Raw genomic sequence first — 21461 nt, 5'->3', positions numbered from 1 at the left:
ATATGGGCTTGAATTGACTCTTCAATTCATAGCGGTTTGCGTTCTACCCATATTGAATTCAAGAAGAATTCATTCGAAGTCTCGAGGAGTATTGCGCTGATTGCTACTGTTTTGATAGAGGAGCAAATGCTAGCCGTCTCAGTTCTTGCCGTACAGAGGCGAACGAGGACCGTAGAGCAAGCCGTTAGGGGTGCCTGCCGCCAGCATGCGGTTGGTCGCCAGGCCCGCGACGGGGTGAGCGGCATCGGTGGCCGAGCTGATGATTTGATTGACCAGCGCCGTCACCAGCATACCGACCAAGCCGCCGCCCGAGTTGTTGCCGCCCTCCTGATTGGAGGCTGAGGCGCGGCCATCCCATAGCTGGTCGCCGGTACGCAGATCCACCAGCCTGGCTTCGACACTGACGACGGTGGCGCTTTGAATCACCTGGTAGCTGGTGCCGTAGCGGGTGATGCGTATGTACAGAGCGGCATCCGAGCCAAAGATCTGCTTGAGCTTGGCGGGCGCCACGTCCTGGATGTCGCTGGCGATTTCCAGACCGTTTTGCCGGAAGGTTTCGCTCATCAGCGTCACCGGCATCACGTAGTAGCCGGCTTCGGCCAGCGGCAAGGTGGCCTGGGACAGCACGCTGGCGCTGGCCTGGACTTCGGGGGCATCATTGACCGGAGGCAGCACCAGAATGGAGGCCGGTTTGGCCGCCCGGAAGGCACTGTAATCCTTGGTTTGCGGCGCGGCGCAACCCGCCAGCCAGGCACTGAAGGCCAGCACCGCCGCACATTTCAGCATGCGTGGAATCAGGTGAATTTGCATCTCAGACCCCGTTCTTCTTCATGTTGCCGACCAGATAGTCGATGTACTGAGCCGATTCGGGAAATTGCTTTTTCTCCTGGGCCCATGCGGCCAGGGCCTGGTCGGTGCGACCGGCGTTCAGATACAGCAGCCCCAGATGGGCCTGGTAGCCTGGCGGCAGTTGCGCGTTCTTGCTCGCCGCTTGCTGCACGCCTTTTTCCAGCGCCAGAATCTGTTCTTCTGCGGCCGGTGCATCGCTTTTGAGATAGCTGTACACCTGGGTCTGGTAGCCGTTCCAGCTGTAAAGCGGCTGGGGAGCGGTGACGCAGCCCACCAGCAAAGCCGTCAGCGCCAGTGCGCTGCCCGCGCGGATTGCCGAGTAGATCTTCATGGCGGCCTGCCTTTCAGCGCTGGCTTGCGGTGGCCGAGAGGCTGGGCAGTGCGCCGGCATCCACGGCTTCGCCCAGGCGGTCCACGGCTTCTCGAATGGCCAGGTCCAGCACCTTGCCGTTCAGCGTGGAGTCATAGCTGGCCGTGCCGCCGAAGCCCACGATTTCCCGGTTGGAGAGCTGGAATTCGCCTGCGCCTTGCACGGAGCGCACGACTTCCGAGGTGCGGATATTCACGATGTTGAGCGTGACCTTGGCATAAGCGACCTGGGTCTTGCCACGGCCCAGCACGCCAAACAGTTGCTTGTCACCGATTTCCTTGCGTCCGAACTCCGAGATATCGCCGGTCACCACGTAATCCGCGCCCTTGAGCTGCTGCGCCGTGCCCTGAATGGCAGCTTCCTGCTTGATCTCCGCCATGTTGTCGCGATCCAGCACGTTGAAACGGTTGGTTTGCTGCAGATGGCTGAGCAAAATCGTCTTGGCCTGGCTGCCCAGACGGTCTGCGCCATCCGAGAAAGCTCCGCGCAGATAGCTGGAGCGGTTGTCAAACTTACCGACAGCGATGGGGCGGCGAACGCCTTGATAGCTGCGTGTGGCGCTTTGCGTCTGAGCAACGCTCAGGGATTGCGAGGACTCCGTCGCGCAGCCGGTCAAAAACAGCGGTGCGGAGACAAGAGCCAGGGCGGCCAAAGCAAATGGTGTGCGCATCATGGACAAGCAGATGAGTTTGTTAGGGTGGGCAAATGTAACAAATAAATTCAATAGCTGATTGTTATCTAGCGTGGCAAAACAAAGGCACCCGAAGGTGCCCTTGTTAAGTCAGCTGATTTGCCTGATGGACTGGCGATTTAAGCGCTGGCCTTGACCTTCAGGCGCCAGGCGTGCAGCAGAGGCTCGGTATAGCCCGAAGGCTGTTCCTTGCCCTTGAAGACCAGATCCAGAGCGGCCTGGTAGGCCGCGCCATCGGGGTTGGCCACCAGGCTCTTGTAGGCGGCGTCGCCGGCGTTTTGCTCATCCACGATCTTGGCCATGCGGGCATAGCTGTCGCGCACCATGGCTTCGGTCACGATGCCGTGCTGCAGCCAGTTGGCGATGTGCTGGCTGGAGATGCGCAGCGTGGCGCGGTCTTCCATCAGGCCCACGTTGTGGATATCGGGCACCTTGGAGCAACCCACGCCCTGGTCCACCCAGCGCACCACATAGCCCAGAATGCCTTGCACGTTGTTGTCCACTTCCTGCTGCTTTTCAGCATCGGACCAGCCGGTGTTGGTGGCAACGGGCACTTGCAGGATGGCGTTGAGCAGGTTGTCGCGTTCGGCATCGGCACTGGTTTTTTCCAGCTCTTTTTGCACTTCAGCCACATTGACCTGGTGGTAGTGCAGAGCGTGCAGGGTGGCGCCGGTGGGCGAGGGCACCCAGGCAGTGTTGGCGCCGGCCTTGGGCTGGGCAATCTTCTGCTCCAGCATGGCTTTCATCAGATCGGGCATGGCCCACATGCCCTTGCCGATCTGGGCGCGACCGCGCAGGCCCATGCCCAGGCCGACCAGCACATTGCTCTTTTCATAGGCAGGCAGCCAGGCGCAGGTCTTCATATCGGCCTTGCGCACCATGGGGCCGGCATACATGGCGGTGTGCATTTCGTCGCCAGTGCGGTCCAGGAAACCGGTGTTGATAAAGGCCACGCGTGCAGGAGCAGCGGCGATGGCGGCCTTCAGGTTCACGCTGGTACGGCGCTCTTCGTCCATGATGCCCAGCTTGACGGTGTTCTCGGCCAGGCCCAGCACTTTTTCCACACGGCCGAACAGCTCGTTGGCAAAAGCGGCTTCGGCCGGGCCGTGCATCTTGGGCTTGACGATGTAGACGCTGCCGGTGCGCGAGTTGCGGATGCCGTTGGCACCGTGGCCCTGCAGGTCATGGATGGCGATGGCCGTGGTCACCATGGCGTCCAGAATGCCTTCGGGGATTTCTTTCTTGTCCGCGCCCCACAGAATGGCGGGGTTGGTCATCAGATGGCCCACGTTGCGCACAAACATCAGCGAGCGGCCATGCAGCTTCACGGGCTTGCCGTCGGCGCCGGTGTATTCGCGGTCGGCGTTCAGGCCGCGGGTCACGGTCTTGCCGCCCTTGTCAAAGGATTCGGTCAGCGTGCCCTTGAGAATTCCCAGCCAGTTGGCGTAGCCGTTGATCTTGTCTTCGGCATCCACGGCGGCCACGGAATCTTCCAGATCCAGGATGGTGGACAGAGCGGCCTCGACCACCACGTCAGACACGCCAGCCGCATCGGTGCTGCCGATAGGCGTGGCCTTGTTGACGATGATGTCGATGTGGATGCCGTTGTTCTTCAGCAGCACGGAGGTGGGAGCCGCTGCATCGCCTTGGTAGCCGATGAACTTGGCTTCTTCCTTCAGGCCGGTCTTGCTGCCGTCCTTCAGGGACACGACCAGCTTGCCGCCTTCCACAGCGTAGCCGGTGGAGTCCTTGTGCGAGCCGTTGGCCAGAGATGCCGCCTGATCCAGGAAGTCGCGAGCGAAGGCAATCACCTTGGCGCCGCGGGCGGGGTTGTAGCCCTTGCCCTTTTCGGCGCCGCCGTCTTCGCTGATCACATCCGTGCCGTACAGCGCGTCATACAGCGAACCCCAGCGGGCATTGGCTGCGTTCAGCGCGTAGCGGGCGTTGAGGATGGGCACGACCAGCTGTGGGCCGGCCTGAACGGCCAGTTCAGCATCCACGTTTTCGGTCGTGGCCTTGGCGTCCTTGGGCTGCTCAACCAGATAGCCGATGGAAGTCAGGAAGGCGCGGTAAGCGGGCATGTCGGCGATGGGGCCGGGGTTGGCCTTGTGCCAGCTGTCCAGCTCCACTTGCAGGCGATCGCGCTCGGCCAGCAGGGCGGCATTCTTGGGGGCCAGATCGGCCACGATGGAATCAAAGCCTGCCCAGAAGGCTTGCTGGTCCACGCCCGTGCCAGGCAATACCTGGGTGTTCACGAAGTTGTACAGATCGGTAGCGATTTGCAGACCGTGGACTTGAGTGCGATCAGTCATTGGGAACCTCTGGTTGATGTCTCTGAGTGTTGACGATATCTAAAGCATTGCGATGCCCATCTTGGGCAGCTTGTATGCACACTGTATTTGATTTTTTTGAGTACATAAATATTCGAATTAGTTCGAAACTAATGATATTTTTGTGGCTAATGCAGGCTTGACCTGTAGGTGCTCGCGCCGTTCTGGTGCAACCCTTGGTGGCAGCGATGCTTTGCGGGCTTTTTTGCCTAACCCAGTTCTGAGGCTAGTTGAAGCGTTTGAGGCGAACCTACATCGCAGCGCCCCAGGCCGGGGGTGGGGGCAAAAGCCTGCTGGCCGGCCCCTGCGGCAGACCGCCGGTTTCGTGCAAGCACGCCTTGCGGGCGACAAGTGCCGGGCGAAACCATCGCTGCCAACCCGCCGTAGAGCAGGTTTGGCCCGCCTATTGATGGGCTGGAGGAATAAGCGATATGCCCGCGCCGGAACTGCTGCAAATCCATGTATTTAGGTATATAAATATTTGAGTTCTTTAAAGACTCATGACTTCTAAGTAAAAATCTAGAAAAATTAATTTCATGATCTTGACTTGTGAAAAGTGAACACATGTGCTGAAGCTACTTAAAATGATAGCTGTAGGTGCATGAGCAACGCGGATTTCAAGCCGATTTCATCCATAAGAAAGCTGCTGTTGCGGTAAATGCTCCTTGAATCAGAGCAGTCCGTGCAGGAGACAACACGCAACGAGACAGGAGCAGTCATGGACAAACTCAAGGCATTTGAGTCCTTTGTATCAGTGGCCACGCGCGGCAGCCTTACGGCAGCGGCCAAGGCCGAGGGCGTGGCGCCCGCCATCATGGGGCGGCGCCTGGACGCGCTGGAAGAGCATCTGGGCGTCAAGCTCATGGTGCGTACCACGCGCCGTATTTCGCTCACGCATGAGGGCAGCGCCTTTTTGGAGGATTGCCAGCGTCTGCTGTCCGATGTCTCCAATGCCGAAGCCAGCGTCAGCGCGGGCGGCGTCAAGGCCACAGGCCATTTGCGCATCACGGCACCGGCCGGTTTTGGTCGCCGCCACGTAGCACCGCTGGTGCCGCGTTTTCGCGATTTGCACCCCGATGTGACGATTTCGCTCAATCTGTCGGACCGTGTGGTGGATCTGGCCGGTGAAGGTTTTGACTGTGCCGTGCGCGTGGGCGATCTGCCCGATTCGGCCCTGGTCAGCGTGCGCATTGCCGACAACCGCCGTCTGTGTGTGGCCACGCCCGACTATCTGGCGCGGCGCGGCACGCCCAAGCACCCCAGCGAGCTGACGCAGCACGACTGTCTGACGCTGTCCAGCGATGCCTCGCAAACCCGTGGCTGGGCGTTTCGCATTCCCCATCCCGAAAGCGGTACCAGCGAAGTCGTGCACTTCAAACCCGGCGGCCCGCTCGATTGTTCCGACGGCCAGGTGCTGCACGACTGGTGCCTGGGCGGCTGGGGCATTGCCTGGCGCAGCACCTGGGAAGTGGAGGCCGAAATTGCCGCCGGCCGCCTGATACCCGTGCTCGAAGAGTTTGCCGCCCCGCCCAACGGCATTTTTGTGGTCTTTCCCCAGCGCAAGCACATGCCGCTGCGGGTACGCATGTGGATCGACTACCTCAAGCACTATTACAACCAGGCCGATTTCTTTCGCATAGGCCTGGCTGGCTGAAGCGTGAGGGCTGATTTTCCGCGCCCGGCATGCTCAGCTGCCGGGCGCGGGAAAGGGTAGACAATGGATTTCTCGCCGCTTTGGAATTTTCTCTGGAGCATCACGGAGTTCTTCTACCGCTTAGCCATGACCCTTGAAGCTGTTCTCGCCAGCGTCCACCTGCTGGCCATCTTGACCCTGGTGGTGTTTCTCTCCAGCCAGGCGGCGCTTTGCCGTATGGAGTGGATGAATGCCGCCGTCGTTCAGCGCCTGGCGCGGCTGGACATGATTTACGGCATCGTGGCCGTGGTTCTGCTGCTCACGGGTCTGGCACGGCTGTTCTGGGGCGTCAAGGGCATGGGCGGCTATATGGCTTCGCCGCTGTTTCACCTCAAGATGAGCTTGTTCATCCTGGCTGCGCTGCTGTCCATCAAGCCCACGCTCAGCTTCCGCCGCTGGCGCAAGGCGCTGGATGCCTCCGGTCAGTTGCCGGCTGCCGAAGAGGTGGCTCAAACCCGCAAATGGGTGATGTGGCAGGCCCATGTGGTGCCGGTGATTGCCGTGGTGGCGATTTTCTGGGCGCGGGGCATGTAAAACGCCTGGGCCGTGCCGGGTGAACCCGGTTTCACGGGCTGGTCTCGCCCCCTCAGAATGCTGCGTTGCAACGACTTGTTGCTTGCACGCAATCCAGCGAGTCAGCGCAGGTGAGGGCAGGCACGTAAAATCCCCCGCATGCTCTCCGTCAAACAGGAATTGCTCGCAGCCCTGGCTGCTGAGCTCGAAACACTCTCGCCCGGCGCTGGCGCACGCGCTGCGTTCGAAAACCCCAAAGTGGCAGCCCATGGCGATTTCGCCTGTACGGCGGCCATGCAACTGGCCAAGCCGCTCAAAGCCAATCCGCGCGCTTTGGGCGAACAGCTCAAAGCCGCTTTGGAAGCCACACCGGCTTTCCAGCAATGGGTTGATGCGATTGAAATTGCAGGCCCCGGCTTTTTGAACATTCGCTTGAAGCCCGCCGCCAAGCAGCAGATCGTGCGCGAAGTGCTGGCGCAGGGAGCCGGTTTCGGCAACCAGGCCAGCCGTGGCGAAAACATTCTGGTCGAGTTCGTCTCCGCCAACCCCACAGGGCCGCTGCACGTGGGACACGGCCGTCAGGCTGCGATTGGCGATGCCATCAGCAATCTGTACTCCACCCAGGGCTGGAAGGTGCACCGCGAGTTTTATTACAACGACGCGGGCGTGCAGATCGACACCCTGACCAAGAGCACGCAGCTGCGTGCCAAGGGCTTCAAGCCCGGTGACGAGTGCTGGCCTACCGACGGCGAGAACCCGCTGGCCAAGAATTTCTATAACGGCGACTACATTGCCGACATCGCCAATGCTTTCCTGGCCAAGGAAACCATCAAGGCCGATGATCGCGAGTTCACGGCCAATGGCGATGTTGAGGATTACGACAACATTCGCCAGTTCGCCGTGGCCTATCTGCGCAACGAGCAGGACAAGGACTTGCAGGCCTTCAATCTCAAGTTCGACGAGTACTACCTGGAATCGAGCCTGTACGAGAACGGCCATGTCGAGGAAACCGTCAAGCGCCTGATCGCCAACGGCAAGACCTACGAGCAAGACGGCGCACTGTGGCTTAAGTCCACCGACTACGGTGACGACAAAGACCGCGTGATGCGCAAGACCGACGGCGGCTACACCTACTTCGTGCCCGATGTGGCCTATCACATCCAGAAGTTCAAGCGCGGCTTTACCAAGGTGGTGAACATTCAAGGTACCGACCACCACGGCACCATTGCCCGCGTGCGCGCCGGCCTGCAGGCTGCCGACGTGGGCATTCCCGAGGGCTACCCCGACTACGTGCTGCACACCATGGTGCGCGTGGTCAAGAACGGCGAAGAGGTGAAGATCAGCAAGCGTGCCGGCTCGTATGTGACGCTGCGCGATCTGATCGAGTGGACCAGCAAGGACGCCGTGCGCTTCTTCCTGCTCAGCCGCAAGCCCGACACCGAATACACCTTTGACGTGGATCTGGCCGTGGCCCAGAACAACGACAACCCCGTGTATTACGTGCAATATGCCCATGCGCGTATCCAGTCGGTGCTGCGTGCCTGGCAAGAAGCCGGCGGCGCCGGCCTGCCGTCGCTCAAGGACGTGGACCTGTCGGCGCTGGAAGGCCCGCAAGCCCAGGCCCTGATGCTGCTGCTGGCCAAGTACCCCGAGATGCTGACGGCCGCTGCCGAAGGCAATGCTCCGCATGACGTGACGTTCTACCTGCGCGATCTGGCTTCCAGCTATCACAGCTACTACGATGCCGAACGCATCCTGGTGGATGATGAAAAGCTCAAGCTGGCCCGCCTGGCCTTGGTCGCAGCCACCGCTCAGGTGCTGCACAATGGTCTGGCTGTGCTGGGTGTCAGCGCACCCGAGCGCATGTAATCAAAGCGTGAAGCGGAAAGCCTTTAGCGACCTATGAAGAAGCAGCAACGCGGCGGCACCATCCTGGGGCTGATTTTCGGCATGGTCATTGGCCTGGCGGCGGCTCTGGCCGTGGCCGTCTATGTGACCAAGGTGCCCGTTCCCTTTCTGAACAAGGGTGGTAACAACACGGATCGCGATGCCGTCGAGGCTGAGCGCAACAAGAACTGGGACCCGAACGCTCCGCTGCAAAGCCGTGCGCCGCTACCGACTCCTGCTGTGCCGCCGGCTGCCGTGGAAACGCCTGGCGTGCCTGTGACACCGAGCACGCCGGTGGCTCCGGTCACGGCCACCGGCACTGCTGCGCTGGACCCCGTGACCGGCAAGCCGGTCACGCCTGCCCAGCCCCACGTCGATCCTGCCAAGCCGGTCAAACCGGCCACGGGTGATCCGCTGGGCGATCTGGTCAAGGAGCGCTCCGCTGCCGCCGAGAAGGCCGAAAAAGCCCGTGCCGACAAGGAAAAAGCAGCTGCCGTGGCGGCTACCGGCGGCGAGCCCGGCTTCAACTACTTTGTGCAGGCCGGTGCTTTCCGTGGCGAGAAGGAAGCCCAGGCGCAGCGCGCCAAGCTGGCCATGCTGGGCTGGGAAGCTCGGGTCAGCGAGCGTGAGCAAAACGGCATCACCGTGTTCCGTGTGCGCGTGGGTCCGTTCAACAAGCGCGATGAGGCCGAGCAGCTCAAGGGCAAGCTCGACGGCGCCGGTGTGGATTCCACCCTGGTTCGTGCCGCAAGGTAAAACATCTCTGAGGCCCGGTCTGTGCCGGGTTGCCGAGCTGGGTTGAACTTTTTATGGCTGATGGCCTCTGACACTGCAGACCTGATTTAGGAGTTGGTTTTGATGAAACGCCGCGAATTTTCTCTGGTTGCATCTGCTGCAGCCACTGGTGCTTTGACACTGGGTTCCTCCGCCACCTGGGCTCAGGCTGCAGGCTTCAAGGAAGGCAAGGACTACCTCAAGCTGAGCAAGCCAGCCCCTGTCAGCGCACCCGCCGGCAAGGTCGAGGTGATCGAGTTCTTCTGGTATAGCTGCCCGCACTGCAATGTTTTCGAGCCCACGTTTGCGGCCTGGAAGAACGCAGCGCCTGCCGATGTGGTGGTCAACCGCGTGCCCGTGGCCTTCAATGCCTCGTTTGTGCCTCAGCAAAAGCTGTACTACACCCTGGAAGGCATGAATCTGCTGGGTACGCTGCACGCCAAGGCATTCCATGCCATTCACGTAGAACGCAACCGTCTGGCTACCGATGACGCCATCTTCGAATGGGCCGGCAAGCAGGGCGTGGATGTGGCCAAGTTCAAGGAGATGTACAACTCCTTTACCGTCTCCAACCAGGTGCGCAAGGCAACCCAGCTGCAGCAGGCCTATGACGTGGAAGGCGTGCCAGCCATGGGCGTGGCCGGCAAGTACTACACGGACGGCACCAAGGCCGGCAACATGGAAAATGTGTTGCGCGTGGTCAATGCCCTGATCGTTTCCAGCCGCAAAGGCTGATACGGCGAGCGCAGCTTGTACATCCCAAAAGCCCGCCAGGTCTGCCTGAGCGGGCTTTTTCATACCCGTAGGGCGAGGTTTTGATCCGGGCCGGTGTATGTTTGCGGCGGCGCCAAAAAGGGAATGACTACAATGTATGCAAGAAACGTGCCCTCCATGACCAAACGACTTCTCTCTTTCGTGCTGGCCTCGGCTTTTGCCGTATTGGCCGGCACGGCGCATGCCGAAAAGGCCGATAGCGCCAAGCCCATGAACATCGAGGCCGATGCACTGCGCCACGACGAGCTTCAGCAGACCAGCGTTTTCACCGGCAATGTGGTGATGACCAAGGGCACCATCGTGTTGCGCGGTACGCAGCTGGATGTGCGCCAGGATGCCGAAGGCTTTCAGTACGGCGTGGTCAAGGCCGAGCCGGGCAAGCGTGCCTTCTTCCGCCAAAAACGCGACACCGAGCCCGGTCAGTCCGATGAGTTCATCGAAGGCGAGGGTGAGGTCATCGAGTACGACGGCAAGGCCGATATCGTCAAATTCATTCGCCGTGGCGAGATGCGCCGCTACCGTGGCGGTCAGCTCAGCGACCAGGTCACGGGCTCGGTCATCGTCTACAACAACATCACCGACGTCTATACCGTCGATGGTCAAAAGACCAGCGGCGGCCTGCCCAGCTCCTCCGTGGGCCAGGGCGGTCGGGTGCGCGCCATCATGGCGCCCAAGGACGGCACGCCCGGTGCCCAGCCCAAGCCGGCCCAGCCCAAGGCCGAGCCCTTGCGCCAGAGCATGACGCTGGGCGGTGAGAAAGCCAGCGACAAGGCAGGTGACAAGAAATGAGTCGTGACAGCACCCTGCGCAGCGGCGAAGCGGACAGCCGCCTGGAGGCCAGGCATCTGGCCAAGTCCTATGGCAGCCGCAAGGTGGTCAAGGACGTGTCTCTGTCCGTGCAAAAAGGCGAAGTCGTCGGCCTGTTGGGCCCCAACGGCGCGGGCAAGACCACCTCGTTTTACATGATCGTGGGTCTGGTGCGCAGTGATGGCGGCGAGATCTTCATCGACGGTCATTCCGTGGGCAATATGCCGATTCACCAGCGCTCGCGCCTGGGACTGTCCTATCTGCCGCAGGAAGCCTCGATTTTCCGCAAGCTCAGCGTGGAAGAAAACGTCCGCGCCGTGCTGGAGCTGCAAAAGGACGAGCAAGGCAAGCTGCTCTCCAAGGAAGAGATAGACAAGCGGCTGAACAATCTGCTCAAGGAATTGCGCGTGGAGCATCTGCGCCAGTCTCCTGCGCTGGCCCTGTCCGGGGGCGAACGCCGCCGGGTGGAAATCGCCCGCGCCCTGGCCACGCAGCCGCGCTTCATTTTGCTCGATGAGCCGTTTGCCGGTATCGACCCCATCGCGGTGATCGAAATCCAGCGCATCATCGGTTTCTTGAAAGAGCGCGGCATTGGCGTGCTGATTACCGACCACAACGTGCGCGAAACCCTGGGTATCTGTGACCACGCCTTCATCATCAGCGACGGCCATGTGCTGGCCGAAGGTACGCCAGAGCAGATTGTGGACAACGCCGATGTGCGCCGCGTCTACCTGGGCGAACACTTCCGCATGTGATGCGTGAGTTGACCTCCGCGCTCCCCCGTTTTCTGTGGCTGCTGTCCCTGCATCGGGGACATGCCGGGGGCGCTTGCACATCAAGGATGTTCAGTTGATGAAGCCGGGCCTGTCCTTACGCGTATCCCAGCATCTCTCGCTCACGCCGCAGCTGCAGCAGTCGATTCAGCTGCTGCAACTGTCCACGTTGGAGCTGGCGCAGGAAGTTGAACAGATGCTGGTGGACAACCCGTTTCTGGAGCGCGATGGCGACGACGCCGCCGATGTGCCGATGGATGCTCCTGCTATGGAAGCGGCTACCGCTGAATCCATGGGCACTTCAGATAACTACTCATCTGAATCTGAATATTCATCAGCGCAAACAGCTTCGGAAACCATAGCTGAGGCGCCGACCGCTGAAACTCCCGAGACGCTGGACTGGAGCGGCGACGGCGCCGACGGACAAGACGGGGAGTGGGGTGGCGAATCCAGCAGCGAATGGGATGGCCCCTCCTCGTCCGGCAGCCGCAAAAGCGATGGCGACGAGGAAACCGACGCCATCGACCTAGCACGCGAGCATGAGAGTCTGAGCGATTTTCTGCACCGCCAGGCGCTCAGCTTGCGTCTGAGTGCCGAAGACTGCGCAGCGCTGCGCTTTCTGATCGAATCGCTGAACGACGACGGTTATCTGGAAGAGCCGCTGGCAGATCTGGCCTATAGCCTGGCCTGTGACGACCTAGAAGAGCGCGAAGAGCTGGAGCAGCGCTTTGCCATGGCGCTCAAGCTGCTGCAAAGCCTGGAGCCCGTGGGCGTGGGCGCACGCGATCTGGCCGAATGCCTGCAGCTGCAGCTGCGCGATCTGATTCGTCTGGCCGAAGATGAGGGCACGACAGCAAAGCACTGGGATGTGCTGCAGCTGGCCCTGTCCATGTGCTGCCAGCCCATGGACTTGCTGGCACGACGCGATATGCGCAAGCTCTCCAGCCTATGCGGCGCGCGCGAGGAGGCTCTGCGCGAGGCCCTGGCCCTGATTGCGCGGCTGGAGCCGCGACCCGGCCGCCGCTTCGTGGATGTGGAACGCCATATCGTGGTGCCCGATGTGATCGTGCGCCCGGTGCGTGTCGGCTCGGGCCGGATGGAGTTTTCCGTTCGCCTCAACACCGAAGTCATGCCGCGGCTCAAGGTGCATGACATCTATGCCGGCGTGCTGCGCCGCCACAAGAACAGCGAAGGCCATGCGGCACTGCAGCAGCGGCTGCAGGAAGCGCGCTGGTTCATCAAGAACATCCAGCAGCGCTTTGACACCATCTTGCGGGTGTCGGAAGCGATTGTGGAGCGGCAGAAAAACTTCTTTGTGCATGGCGAGCTGGCCATGCGTCCGCTGGTGCTGCGCGATATTGCCGATGCCCTGGGCCTGCACGAATCCACCATCAGCCGCGTGACCACGGCCAAGTACATGGCCACACCCCAGGGCACGTTCGAGCTCAAGTACTTCTTCGGCTCGGGCCTGGGCACCGAGACCGGCGGCAGCGCCTCCAGCACCGCCGTGCGGGCGTTGATCAAGCAGTTTGTGGACGCGGAAGACACGAAAAAACCGCTGTCGGACGCCAAGCTGGCCGATATGCTCAAGGAGCAAGGCATTGAATGCGCCCGCCGCACCGTGGCCAAGTACCGCGAGCAGCTGAAGATCCCGACCACCACGCTGCGCAAGGCGCTGTAAGCCACGCCCAACAAAAAAAGCCGCTGATGCCATGCTCAGCGGCTTTTTAATTTGGTGCGCAAAGCGCCTCAGGGGGTATCAATCAATTCGGTATCAACCACCAGATGAACAAAGCCAGCACGCCAATCATCAGCCCGAATTTGAGCACTTTGTAGAACGTGGGGTTCCAGCTGCGGAAGGCGCGGCGGTACTTGCCGGCGTAGAAGGAAATCTTGAACAGCTTGCTGATCATGCCGCGGGGATCGCCCTCGTTGTTGGGCGAGCTGGCGGCGGCCACCACGTTCTTACCCAGCCAGTGATTGAGCCACTGGGCAAAGCCGTTGGTCATGGGGCGCTCCACATCGCAAAACAACACGATGCGATTGCCTTCCGAGCGGTTCTCTGCCCAGTGCATATAGGTCTCGTCGAAGATCACGCCTTCGCCCTCGCGCCAGCTGTAGGGTGTGCCGTCCACTTCGATCATGCAGCGGTCGTCATTGGGTGCCAGCACGGCCAAGTGGTAGCGCAGCGAACCCGCATAGGGGTCGCGGTGCAGATTGAGCTTGGCGCCGGGCGGCAGCTCGGCAAACATGGCGGCCTTCACGCTGGGAATGGATTTGACCAGCGCCGTGGTCTTGGGGCACAGCTCCATGGCCGAGGGGTGGGCATCGCCATACCACTTCAGATAAAAGCGCTTCCAGCCGGTCTTGAAGAAGGAGTTGAAGCCTGCATCGTCATTGTTGGCGGCGGCCTTGATCTGCATGTTTTTTTGCAGATTGACAGCTTCTTCGCGGATTTCGCGCCAATTGGCTTGCAGCGGCGCCAGCTCGGGGAAGGTGCTGGTGGGTAGATAGGGTGTGCGCGGCACCTTGCTGAACATCAGCATGAAGACGTTGAAGGGCGCGGTGAAGGTGGAATGATCAAACAATTGCTTCACCACCTTGTGACGCACCTTGCCGCGCAGGTGCATGTACAGCCCGCAACCGAAAAACAGCACTACCAATGCCAGGACGATGATTTTTGCCATGGCGGCAATTTTACCGGGGTGCTCCAGCCGAGGCCATGGCACAGGTCAAACAGCGTTTTTCTTGAGGGCTCTCAAAGTTGATAGCTGCAGGCGCCTACTCTTCAATGGCTTGAGTCGATATTGATGCCGATCCACTGAATATCGGTCCGGCTTGGTGCCGCCGGGCCGCTCGTCGACGGGAGAAATCGACGTCTAGACAGGCAGGGGATTATTCCTACCCCTATGCACAAAGCCTGAGCCTATAAAACAAGGACTCGGTTAAGGGATTGAGCGCTTGAGGTCTATTTGCGTGGGCTCGGGTTAATACCGATGACAAACCTATAATCCGGCCCTTTTTTCCAAATTGATGGGCCTGAGGCCCGGGAGAGCGGTATGTTGCAACGTCGTCACGCAGTGGTTTCGGTCGGTCTGACAGCCTTGGCACTGGCTGGCGTCTGGGCTCCGGCAGCTCAAGCCCAGGACAAGCCCAAGGTGGCCTTGGTCATGAAATCCCTGGCCAATGAGTTCTTCCGCACCATGGAAGACGGTGCCAAGGCGCACCAGAAAGCCCACGCAGGCGAGTACGTGCTGCTGAGCAACGGCATCAAGAACGAAACCGACACCGCCGCCCAGATCAAGATGGTCGAGCAGATGGTGGCCCAGAAGGTGGATGCGCTGGTGATTGCCCCGGCTGACTCCAAGGCTCTGGTGCCGGTGCTCAAACAGGCGGTGGACAAGGGTGTGCGCGTGGTCAATATCGACAACCGCCTGGACGCCGCCGCCCTCAAGGAAAAAGGCCTGGTCATTCCTTTCGTCGGCCCCGACAACCGTGTGGGCGCTCGCCTGGTGGGCGAACACCTGGCCAAGCAGCTCAAGGCGGGCGACAAGGTCGGCATCATCGAGGGCGTGTCCACCACCACCAATGCGCAACAGCGCACGGCGGGTTTCAAGGATGCGATGACCGCAGCCAAGATGAACGTGGTTGGCGTGCAATCGGGCCAGTGGGAGATCGACAAGGGCAATACGGTGGCCGCCGGCATGCTGCGCGAAAACCCAGACCTGAAGGCTCTCCTGGCCGGTAATGACTCCATGGCCCTGGGCGCTGTGGCTGCCGTCAAGGCCGCCGGCAAGGCTGGCAAGGTGCTGGTGGTGGGCTACGACAACATTCGCGCCATTGCGCCCATGCTCAAGGATGGCCGCGTGCTGGCCACCGCAGACCAGTTTGCGGCCAAGCAAGCGGTTTTCGGCATTGAAGAAGCGCTGAAGGCCGTCAAGAACAAGACGCCGCAGGCCCAGATGCCTGCCGAAGTGAAAACGGACGTGGTGCTGGTGACCAAGTGATTGCTGCCGACAACCACCAGGGGCGGCGCGGCACGCCGGTGCTGACGCTGCAAGGCATGGGCAAGGACTATGGTCCAAGCACCGTGCTGGATGGCGTTTCCCTCGATCTGCGCGCCGGCGAATGTCTGGCGCTGACGGGGGAGAACGGCGCCGGCAAATCCACGCTGTCCAAAATGCTGTGCGGTCTGGTGACTCCCTCGCGCGGCATCATGCAGCTCAATGGTCGGGCGTTCGCGCCCAAATCCCGTGCCGAGGCCGAAGCGCTTGGCGTGCGCATGGTGCTGCAGGAGCTGGGCATGGTGCCCACCCTGACCGTGGCCGAAAATCTGTTGCTCGATCGCCTGCCCCAGCGTTGGGGCTGGCTGGATCGCGATGCCCTGGCCAAAGCTGCCCATGCGCAGCTGGCCAAGATGGGCTTGCAGCATATCGACCCCTTCACGCCCGTGGGGCAGCTGGGCATAGGCATGCAGCAAATGGTGGAGATTGCCCGCAATCTGCGCGATGGCAACCGCGTGCTGGTGCTCGATGAGCCCACGGCCATGTTGACCGCCAAGGAAATCGAGCATCTGTTCGAGCAGATCGATCTGATGAAGGCTCAGGGCGTGGCCCTGGTCTATGTGTCGCACCGCCTGGAAGAATTGCAGCGCGTGTCCGAGCGCGTGGCCGTGCTGCGCGACGGGCGCCTGGTGGATGTGCTGCCCATGCAAGGCCTGAGCGAGCCCGAGCTGGTGGAGCGCATGGTGGGTCATGCCGTGGAGTCGCTGGATACCAAGCCGCGTCGCAAGGCCGGTTCGGTGCTGCTGCGGGCCCAGGGCTTGCGACGCGGCAAGCTGGTGCAGGGCGTGGATGTGGAACTGCGCGCTGGCGAGGTGCTGGGCGTGGCCGGACTGGTGGGTGCAGGCCGTACCGAGCTGCTGCGCCTGCTGTATGGTGCCGACAAGGCCGATGCCGGCTCGATCGAGCTGACCGGCCTGGCCCAGGGCTTGTCCACCTGTTCCGTGACTCCTAACTGGAGCAGCCCCATGCAGGCCACTCGGGCCGGCATTGCGCTGGTCACGGAAGACCGCAAGGCACAAGGCCTGCTGCTGTCCCAGTCCATCCGGGTCAATACCTCGCTGAGCCATATGGGCTCGGTCTCCGGTGCGGGCTGGCTCAAACCGGCGGTGGAGTCGGATCTGGCCCGGCGCATGGTCAAGCGCCTGCGCATTCGCGCGCACAACGCCGAGCAACCGGTAGGCACCTTGAGCGGCGGCAATCAGCAAAAAGTGATTTTTGCCCGCTGGCTGCACCGAGACTGCCCCATCGTGCTGCTGGACGAACCCACGCGCGGCGTGGACGTTGGCGCCCGCGCCGACCTGTATGCCGAGCTCGATGCCATGACGGCCCAGGGCAAGGCGCTGATGGTGGTGTCCAGCGATCTACGCGAGCTGATGGAGCTGTGCGACCGCATCAGCGTCATGCATGACGGTCGCATTGTGGCCACTTTTGAGCGTGGCCAGTGGACGACCCAAGCCTTGCTGGAAGCCGCTTTTGGCGATGCATCGCGCCCTGGCGAGCCCGTGAAAGAACAACTATGAATTCAACCTCTTCAACTCCTGTCGCTGCGGCGCCAGACACCAAGCCTGTGCGCAGCGCCTTGCGCCAGGAACTGGGTACCTATCTCGGCCTTTTCGTGGTGCTGGTGGCCATGGTGGCCTTGTTCAGCAGCCAGTCCGAGTACTTCCTCACGCGTGAGACGCTGCTGTCCATCGCCAATGAAATTCCGGCCCTGGCCGTGATGGCTGTCGGCATGACTTTTGTGCTCATCATTGCGGGCATCGACCTGTCCGTGGGCTCCGTGCTGGCGCTGAGTGCAGCCGTGAGTGCCGCCGCCATCCTGCAATGGGGCATGGGCCCCTGGCCTGCAGCCGCTCTGGGTCTGCTGGTCGGTGTGGTCTGCGGTGCGGTGACGGGCGGCATTTCCGTGGCCTGGCAACTGCCCAGCTTCATCGTCTCGCTGGGCATGCTCGAAGCCGTGCGCGGCGGCGCCTATCTGGTCACGGACTCGCGCACCCAGTACGTGGGCGATGCCATGGGCGCTCTTGCGGCCCCCTGGCTTGGCGGTCTGTCGGCTGCGTTCTTCATCGCGCTGCTGGTGGTGGTCGTCGGGCAGATGGTGCTCAGCCGCACGGTGTTCGGCCGCTATGTGGTGGGTATTGGCACCAATGAAGAAGCCATGCGCCTGGCCGGTGTGGACCCGCGCCCGGTGCGCATTGCCGTGTTTGCCATCACGGGCTTGCTGGCGGCGCTGGCCGGCCTGATGCAATCGGCCCGTCTGGAAGCTGCCGACCCCAACGCCGGTGCCGGCATGGAGCTGCAGGTCATCGCCGCCGTGGTGATCGGCGGCACCAGCCTCATGGGCGGCCGCGGCTCGGTGATCAATACTTTTTTTGGCGTGCTCATCATTGCGGTGCTTGAAGCCGGTCTGGCCCAGATCGGCGCCAGCGAACCCAGCAAGCGCATCATCACCGGCGCCGTGATTGTGGTGGCCGTGATTGTCGATACCGTGCGTCAGCGCCGCGCAGCCCGCCATGCTTGAGCGCGGCATGACTTCCAGCCATCCCATGAACGCGACAACTACCTCCTCTCCAGCCCTCAAAACCGCACGCGTGGCGGTGGTGGGCAGCCTCAATATGGACGTGGTGTTGACGCTGGCTCGCGTTCCCGCAGCAGGCGAAACCGTCGCTGCCGATGATCTGAACTACCTGCCCGGCGGCAAAGGTGGCAATCAGGCCGTGGCCTGCGCCCGCCACGGTGCACAGGTCAGCCTGTTTGGCAGCGTGGGTGCCGATCACCACGGCCAGACCCTGAAGTCTGCCCTGCAGGCCGACGGCGTGAATGTGGAGCATGTCAGCGAGCATGCCGGCGTGCCCACCGGCACCGCCGTCATCATGGTGGAGCCCGACGGGCAAAACCGCATCTGCGTGGTGCCTGGCGCCAATGCCGGGCTGGTGCTGCCTGAGGCGGCTTTGCTGGCGGTGCTGGCGCAGTCCGACTATCTGGTGCTTCAGTTCGAAACGCCTGTGGCGGTGGTGCAGCAGGCGCTGCAGACCGCGCAAAAAGCAGGCTGCCCGGTGGTGCTCAATCCTTCGCCGGTGCGCGAGGTTCCCGATGCATGGTGGCCCTGGATTCACACCCTGGTCGTGAACGAGCACGAAGCGGCGGCCTTTACCGCAATGCCGATTGAGAGCCCGCAAGCGGCAGAGCAGGCAGCGCGCGCATTGCTGGCGCGTGGCGTGCAGCAAGTGGTGGTCACCCTGGGCGCGCAAGGCGCGGTGGCGGTGGCGCAGGGCGCAGCCAGCTTTCACCCGGCTCCCGTGGTCTCCGTGGTCGATACCACGGCGGCCGGCGACACTTTTCTGGGCGCCATGGTCACCCGTCTGGCCGAAGGCAGCGCGCTGGCCGATGCCGTGCCCTGGGGCATACGTGCCGCCAGCCTGTGCATTGGCAAGGCCGGTGCCCAGCCTTCCATCCCCACGCGTGAACAGGTGCAGGCCTGAGGCCGGATCTTCTAGGAGTTCAGATGAAAAAAGCCTTGCTGTTGAACGCGCCCTTGACGGCCGTGATTGCTCGCATGGGCCATGGCGACCGATTGGTGATTGGCGATGCCGGCCTGCCGATTCCCGCAGGCGTGGAACGCATCGATCTGGCCGTGAGTGCCGGCATTCCCGCAATCGCCGATGTGCTCAAGGCCGTGGCTGCCGAGATGCAGGTCGAGCGCGTGGTGCTGGCGCAGGAAACGCTGGATCGCAGTGATGTCATCCCCGGCTGGCTGCCTGCCGAGTGGGCGCAAAGCCTAGCCGAACCCGTGTCGCATGAAGAGTTCAAGCGCCAGTGCGCCACGGCGCGTGCCGTGGTGCGCACCGGTGAATGCACCCCGTATGCCAACGTGATGCTGATTGCCGGCGTGACTTTCTAAAGCGACGTGTCAAGCATCAAATTCAGTAGCTTAAAGCGTATATCCAATGTTGGTTTGAGCCACTTTCCGATATATTTTTTGACTGCTGAAGAGCTTGAGCAAAAGTAGCCCGCCTCGCCCCGTGGCTGGGGCGTCTCGCGTATCCTTGGCGCCCTGCTATGAACCAATTGCACCTGTTTTTGCCCTGCGCCGCCGGCGTTGAGGGCTTTTTGGCCGACGAAGTCCATGCCATCACCGGCGCCACCGGGCAAGATTTGCTCGTGGGTCGCGGTGGCGTCATGTTGCGCGGCATGTGGCGCGACGCGCTGCTTCTGAATTTGCACAGCCGTCTGGCTCAGCGTGTGCTGATCGAGCTCTCGCACACCATGTACCGCAGCGAGAACGATCTGTACCGCGCTGCCAGCGAGGTGGCGTGGGAGATCTGGTTCTCGCCCAAGGAGACCTTCAAGATCGAAGTCACCTCCCAGCACAGCCCGCTGACCAGCCTGAACTTTGCTGCGCTCAAGGTAAAGGATGCGATTGCCGACCGTTTCCGCGAAAAGCGCCACGGCGTGCGCCCCAGCGTGGAAACCCATCACCCCGATGTGCGCGTGCACCTGCACCTGACCACGGACGGCGCCACCATCTACATCGACACCTCGGGCGAGGCGCTGTTCAAGCGCGGCTGGCGCGAGGACAAGGGCGATGCGCCGCTCAAGGAAACCCTGGCAGCCGCCATGATTGCAGCCAGCGGCTGGAATCCGCATGGCGACAATCCTCAGCCGCTGTACGACCCCTGCTGCGGCAGCGGCACGGTGGTGATCGAGGCGGCGCAGATTGCGCGCAAGATTCCGGCCGGCATTCTGCGCCGCTTTGCGTTCGAAAAGCTGGTGCCGTTCCAGCGCCATGTCTGGGAAGCCATGCTGGATGAGGCCGAAAGCCAGATTCTGGCGGAAAGCCCGGTCGGCATTTACGGCTCGGATATCTCTTTCCGTATGGTCGACTTTGCCGAGCGCAATGCCGAACGTGCGGGCGTGGCCAAGACCGTCCAGCTGCGCGGTGGCGATGCGCTGCAGCGCATGCCGCCTTGCGATGAGCCCGGCATGATGCTGCTGAACCCGCCCTATGGCGAGCGGATTGCTGCCGCCGGTGTGGCCGGTCAGAAGGCGCAGGAGCGCATGGAAGTGGTGGAGCGCGCAGGCCGCGAAACTGCGCAGACCGAAGACGGCGGCGAGTTCTTCAGCCAGCTGGCCACGCACTGGAAGAAAAACTACAGCGGCTGGAGCGGCTTCATGCTGACGCCCGACCTCAAGCTGCCGGGCAAGATGCGTTTGAAGGAATCGCGCCGCACGCCGATGTGGAACGGTCCTATCGAATGCCGTCTGTTCCGCTTTGACATGATCAAGGGCGCGGTCAAACCTCGCAAGAATGCCCCAGGCTCGGCCGCCGAAGGCGACACGGCGCAATGAAGATTGCTCCGCTGCGCTGGCCGTCTTGCAACGACGGCTACGAAGGCCCGTTGCCGCGTCCCGTGATACTGGATACCAATGTGGTGCTGGACATGCTGATCTTTGACGATCCGCATATCCCGCCTATCCGTGAATTGGTGGCCAGGGGCGAGCTGCGCTGGATTGCCGACGAAGCCCAGCGCATCGAGCTGGGTCGCGTGCTGCACTACAGCCAGATCGCTCCGCGCGTGAGCTTCTACGGCAAGACGCCCGAAGGCGTGATGGCTGCCTTTGATGCGGCCGTGGAATATGTGGCGCCTGCGCCCAGAATCCGCTTTATCTGTACCGATCCCGACGATCAGCATTTCCTGGATCTGGCCAGCCAGCACCAGGCGCTCTTGGTCAGCAAGGACCGAGCCGTGCTCAAGCAGCGCAAGCGCGTGGCCACGCACTATGGTGCGACCGTGGGCAATATCGTGCTGCTGGAAGAGGCGGCTGCCGAAGCCTGCTGAAATACGGGCTGCGGATTCAGTTTTTCAAACAAAAACGGGCTGAAGCGCCGTTGAGTAAAGCGCTTTCAGCTATCAAACTGAAAGTGCAACTGTCGC

20 protein-coding genes are annotated in these 21461 nt (G+C 61.8%); 15 read left to right on the top strand and 5 right to left on the bottom strand.

Translation table 11 applies throughout. The features are described 5' to 3' along the window. Positions 1–138: 138 nt before the first annotated feature. The 4 genes from ACNAZA_RS18885 to ACNAZA_RS18870 form a co-directional block, all read right to left on the bottom strand. Positions 139–810, bottom strand: coding sequence for a DUF799 domain-containing protein (locus tag ACNAZA_RS18885; protein WP_415798064.1), 672 nt, complete (start codon positions 808–810; stop codon positions 139–141). A 1-nt stretch (position 811) separates the two neighbouring features. Beyond that, entirely contained in the window at positions 812–1180 is a 369-nt protein-coding gene (locus tag ACNAZA_RS18880; protein WP_415798063.1) for a DUF4810 domain-containing protein, read from the bottom strand. Positions 1181–1193: 13 nt separating this feature from the next. Beyond that, on the bottom strand, positions 1194–1892 hold the full coding sequence (locus ACNAZA_RS18875) for a CsgG/HfaB family protein (RefSeq protein ID WP_415798062.1): 699 nt from the start codon (positions 1890–1892) through the stop codon (positions 1194–1196). Between the two features lie 137 nt (positions 1893–2029). Continuing rightward, positions 2030–4222, bottom strand: coding sequence for a malate synthase G (locus ACNAZA_RS18870; RefSeq protein ID WP_415798061.1), 2193 nt, complete (start codon positions 4220–4222; stop codon positions 2030–2032). Positions 4223–4958: 736 nt separating this feature from the next. Here ACNAZA_RS18870 and ACNAZA_RS18865 point away from each other — a divergent pair. The 8 genes from ACNAZA_RS18865 to ACNAZA_RS18830 all read left to right on the top strand — a co-directional run bounded on the left by ACNAZA_RS18865 (position 4959) and on the right by ACNAZA_RS18830 (position 13142). Then, positions 4959–5894 (top strand): LysR family transcriptional regulator, encoded by a 936-nt coding sequence (locus tag ACNAZA_RS18865; RefSeq protein WP_120971841.1) that lies wholly within the window; start codon positions 4959–4961, stop codon positions 5892–5894. A gap of 126 nt (positions 5895–6020) precedes the next feature. After that, positions 6021–6467 (top strand): DUF2214 family protein, encoded by a 447-nt coding sequence (locus ACNAZA_RS18860; protein WP_415798060.1) that lies wholly within the window; start codon positions 6021–6023, stop codon positions 6465–6467. 138 nt (positions 6468–6605) lie between these two features. Beyond that, positions 6606–8315, top strand: coding sequence for an arginine--tRNA ligase (argS, locus tag ACNAZA_RS18855; protein ID WP_415798059.1), 1710 nt, complete (start codon positions 6606–6608; stop codon positions 8313–8315). A gap of 33 nt (positions 8316–8348) precedes the next feature. Continuing rightward, entirely contained in the window at positions 8349–9089 is a 741-nt protein-coding gene (locus ACNAZA_RS18850) for an SPOR domain-containing protein (protein ID WP_415798058.1), read from the top strand. 102 nt (positions 9090–9191) lie between these two features. Beyond that, a complete protein-coding gene (locus tag ACNAZA_RS18845) occupies positions 9192–9842 on the top strand; it encodes a thiol:disulfide interchange protein DsbA/DsbL (RefSeq protein WP_415798057.1) in 651 nt (216 codons plus the stop codon). A gap of 156 nt (positions 9843–9998) precedes the next feature. Next, positions 9999–10670, top strand: a complete 672-nt coding sequence (gene lptA / locus ACNAZA_RS18840) for a lipopolysaccharide transport periplasmic protein LptA (RefSeq protein WP_415798056.1) — start codon at positions 9999–10001, stop codon at positions 10668–10670. Beyond that, on the top strand, positions 10667–11443 hold the full coding sequence (gene lptB, locus ACNAZA_RS18835) for an LPS export ABC transporter ATP-binding protein (RefSeq protein ID WP_415798054.1): 777 nt from the start codon (positions 10667–10669) through the stop codon (positions 11441–11443). The genes lptA and lptB overlap by 4 nt, the downstream gene beginning before the upstream one ends. Before the next feature lie 97 nt (positions 11444–11540). Next, a complete protein-coding gene (locus tag ACNAZA_RS18830; RefSeq protein WP_415798053.1) occupies positions 11541–13142 on the top strand; it encodes an RNA polymerase factor sigma-54 in 1602 nt (533 codons plus the stop codon). 82 nt (positions 13143–13224) lie between these two features. Here ACNAZA_RS18830 and ACNAZA_RS18825 read toward each other — a convergent pair whose 3' ends face one another. After that, positions 13225–14148: an aspartyl/asparaginyl beta-hydroxylase domain-containing protein gene (locus ACNAZA_RS18825; RefSeq protein WP_415798052.1), complete on the bottom strand. Its 924-nt coding sequence runs from the start codon at positions 14146–14148 to the stop codon at positions 13225–13227. 372 nt (positions 14149–14520) lie between these two features. On the opposite strand from ACNAZA_RS18825, the gene ACNAZA_RS18820 reads away from it, so the two are divergent. The 7 genes from ACNAZA_RS18820 to ACNAZA_RS18790 all read left to right on the top strand — a co-directional run bounded on the left by ACNAZA_RS18820 (position 14521) and on the right by ACNAZA_RS18790 (position 21365). Then, the gene (locus tag ACNAZA_RS18820; protein WP_415798051.1) at positions 14521–15468 is read left to right on the top strand and encodes a sugar ABC transporter substrate-binding protein; all 948 of its coding nucleotides are present in this window, start codon (positions 14521–14523) and stop codon (positions 15466–15468) included. A gap of 56 nt (positions 15469–15524) precedes the next feature. Beyond that, the gene (locus ACNAZA_RS18815; protein ID WP_415798072.1) at positions 15525–17045 is read left to right on the top strand and encodes a sugar ABC transporter ATP-binding protein; all 1521 of its coding nucleotides are present in this window, start codon (positions 15525–15527) and stop codon (positions 17043–17045) included. Beyond that, on the top strand, positions 17042–18046 hold the full coding sequence (locus ACNAZA_RS18810; protein ID WP_415798050.1) for an ABC transporter permease: 1005 nt from the start codon (positions 17042–17044) through the stop codon (positions 18044–18046). Before ACNAZA_RS18815 ends, ACNAZA_RS18810 begins: the two co-directional genes overlap by 4 nt. A 7-nt stretch (positions 18047–18053) precedes the next feature. Further along, positions 18054–19007, top strand: coding sequence for a ribokinase (gene rbsK, locus ACNAZA_RS18805; RefSeq protein WP_415798049.1), 954 nt, complete (start codon positions 18054–18056; stop codon positions 19005–19007). Positions 19008–19030: 23 nt separating this feature from the next. Continuing rightward, complete coding sequence (gene rbsD / locus ACNAZA_RS18800) at positions 19031–19426, top strand: D-ribose pyranase (protein WP_120971831.1); 396 nt, start codon at positions 19031–19033, stop codon at positions 19424–19426. Positions 19427–19584: 158 nt separating this feature from the next. Continuing rightward, on the top strand, positions 19585–20874 hold the full coding sequence (locus tag ACNAZA_RS18795; protein WP_415798048.1) for a THUMP domain-containing class I SAM-dependent RNA methyltransferase: 1290 nt from the start codon (positions 19585–19587) through the stop codon (positions 20872–20874). Then, entirely contained in the window at positions 20871–21365 is a 495-nt protein-coding gene (locus tag ACNAZA_RS18790) for a putative toxin-antitoxin system toxin component, PIN family (RefSeq protein WP_120971829.1), read from the top strand. Before ACNAZA_RS18795 ends, ACNAZA_RS18790 begins: the two co-directional genes overlap by 4 nt. The last annotated feature ends 96 nt before the right edge of the window (positions 21366–21461 follow it).

Source organism: Comamonas aquatilis (assembly GCF_965139575.1).
Classification (GTDB): Bacteria; Pseudomonadota; Gammaproteobacteria; order Burkholderiales; family Burkholderiaceae_C; genus Comamonas; species Comamonas aquatilis.
The sequence above is the reverse complement of the archived record's forward strand: the minus strand, read 5'-3'. Positions and strand labels throughout refer to the sequence as shown.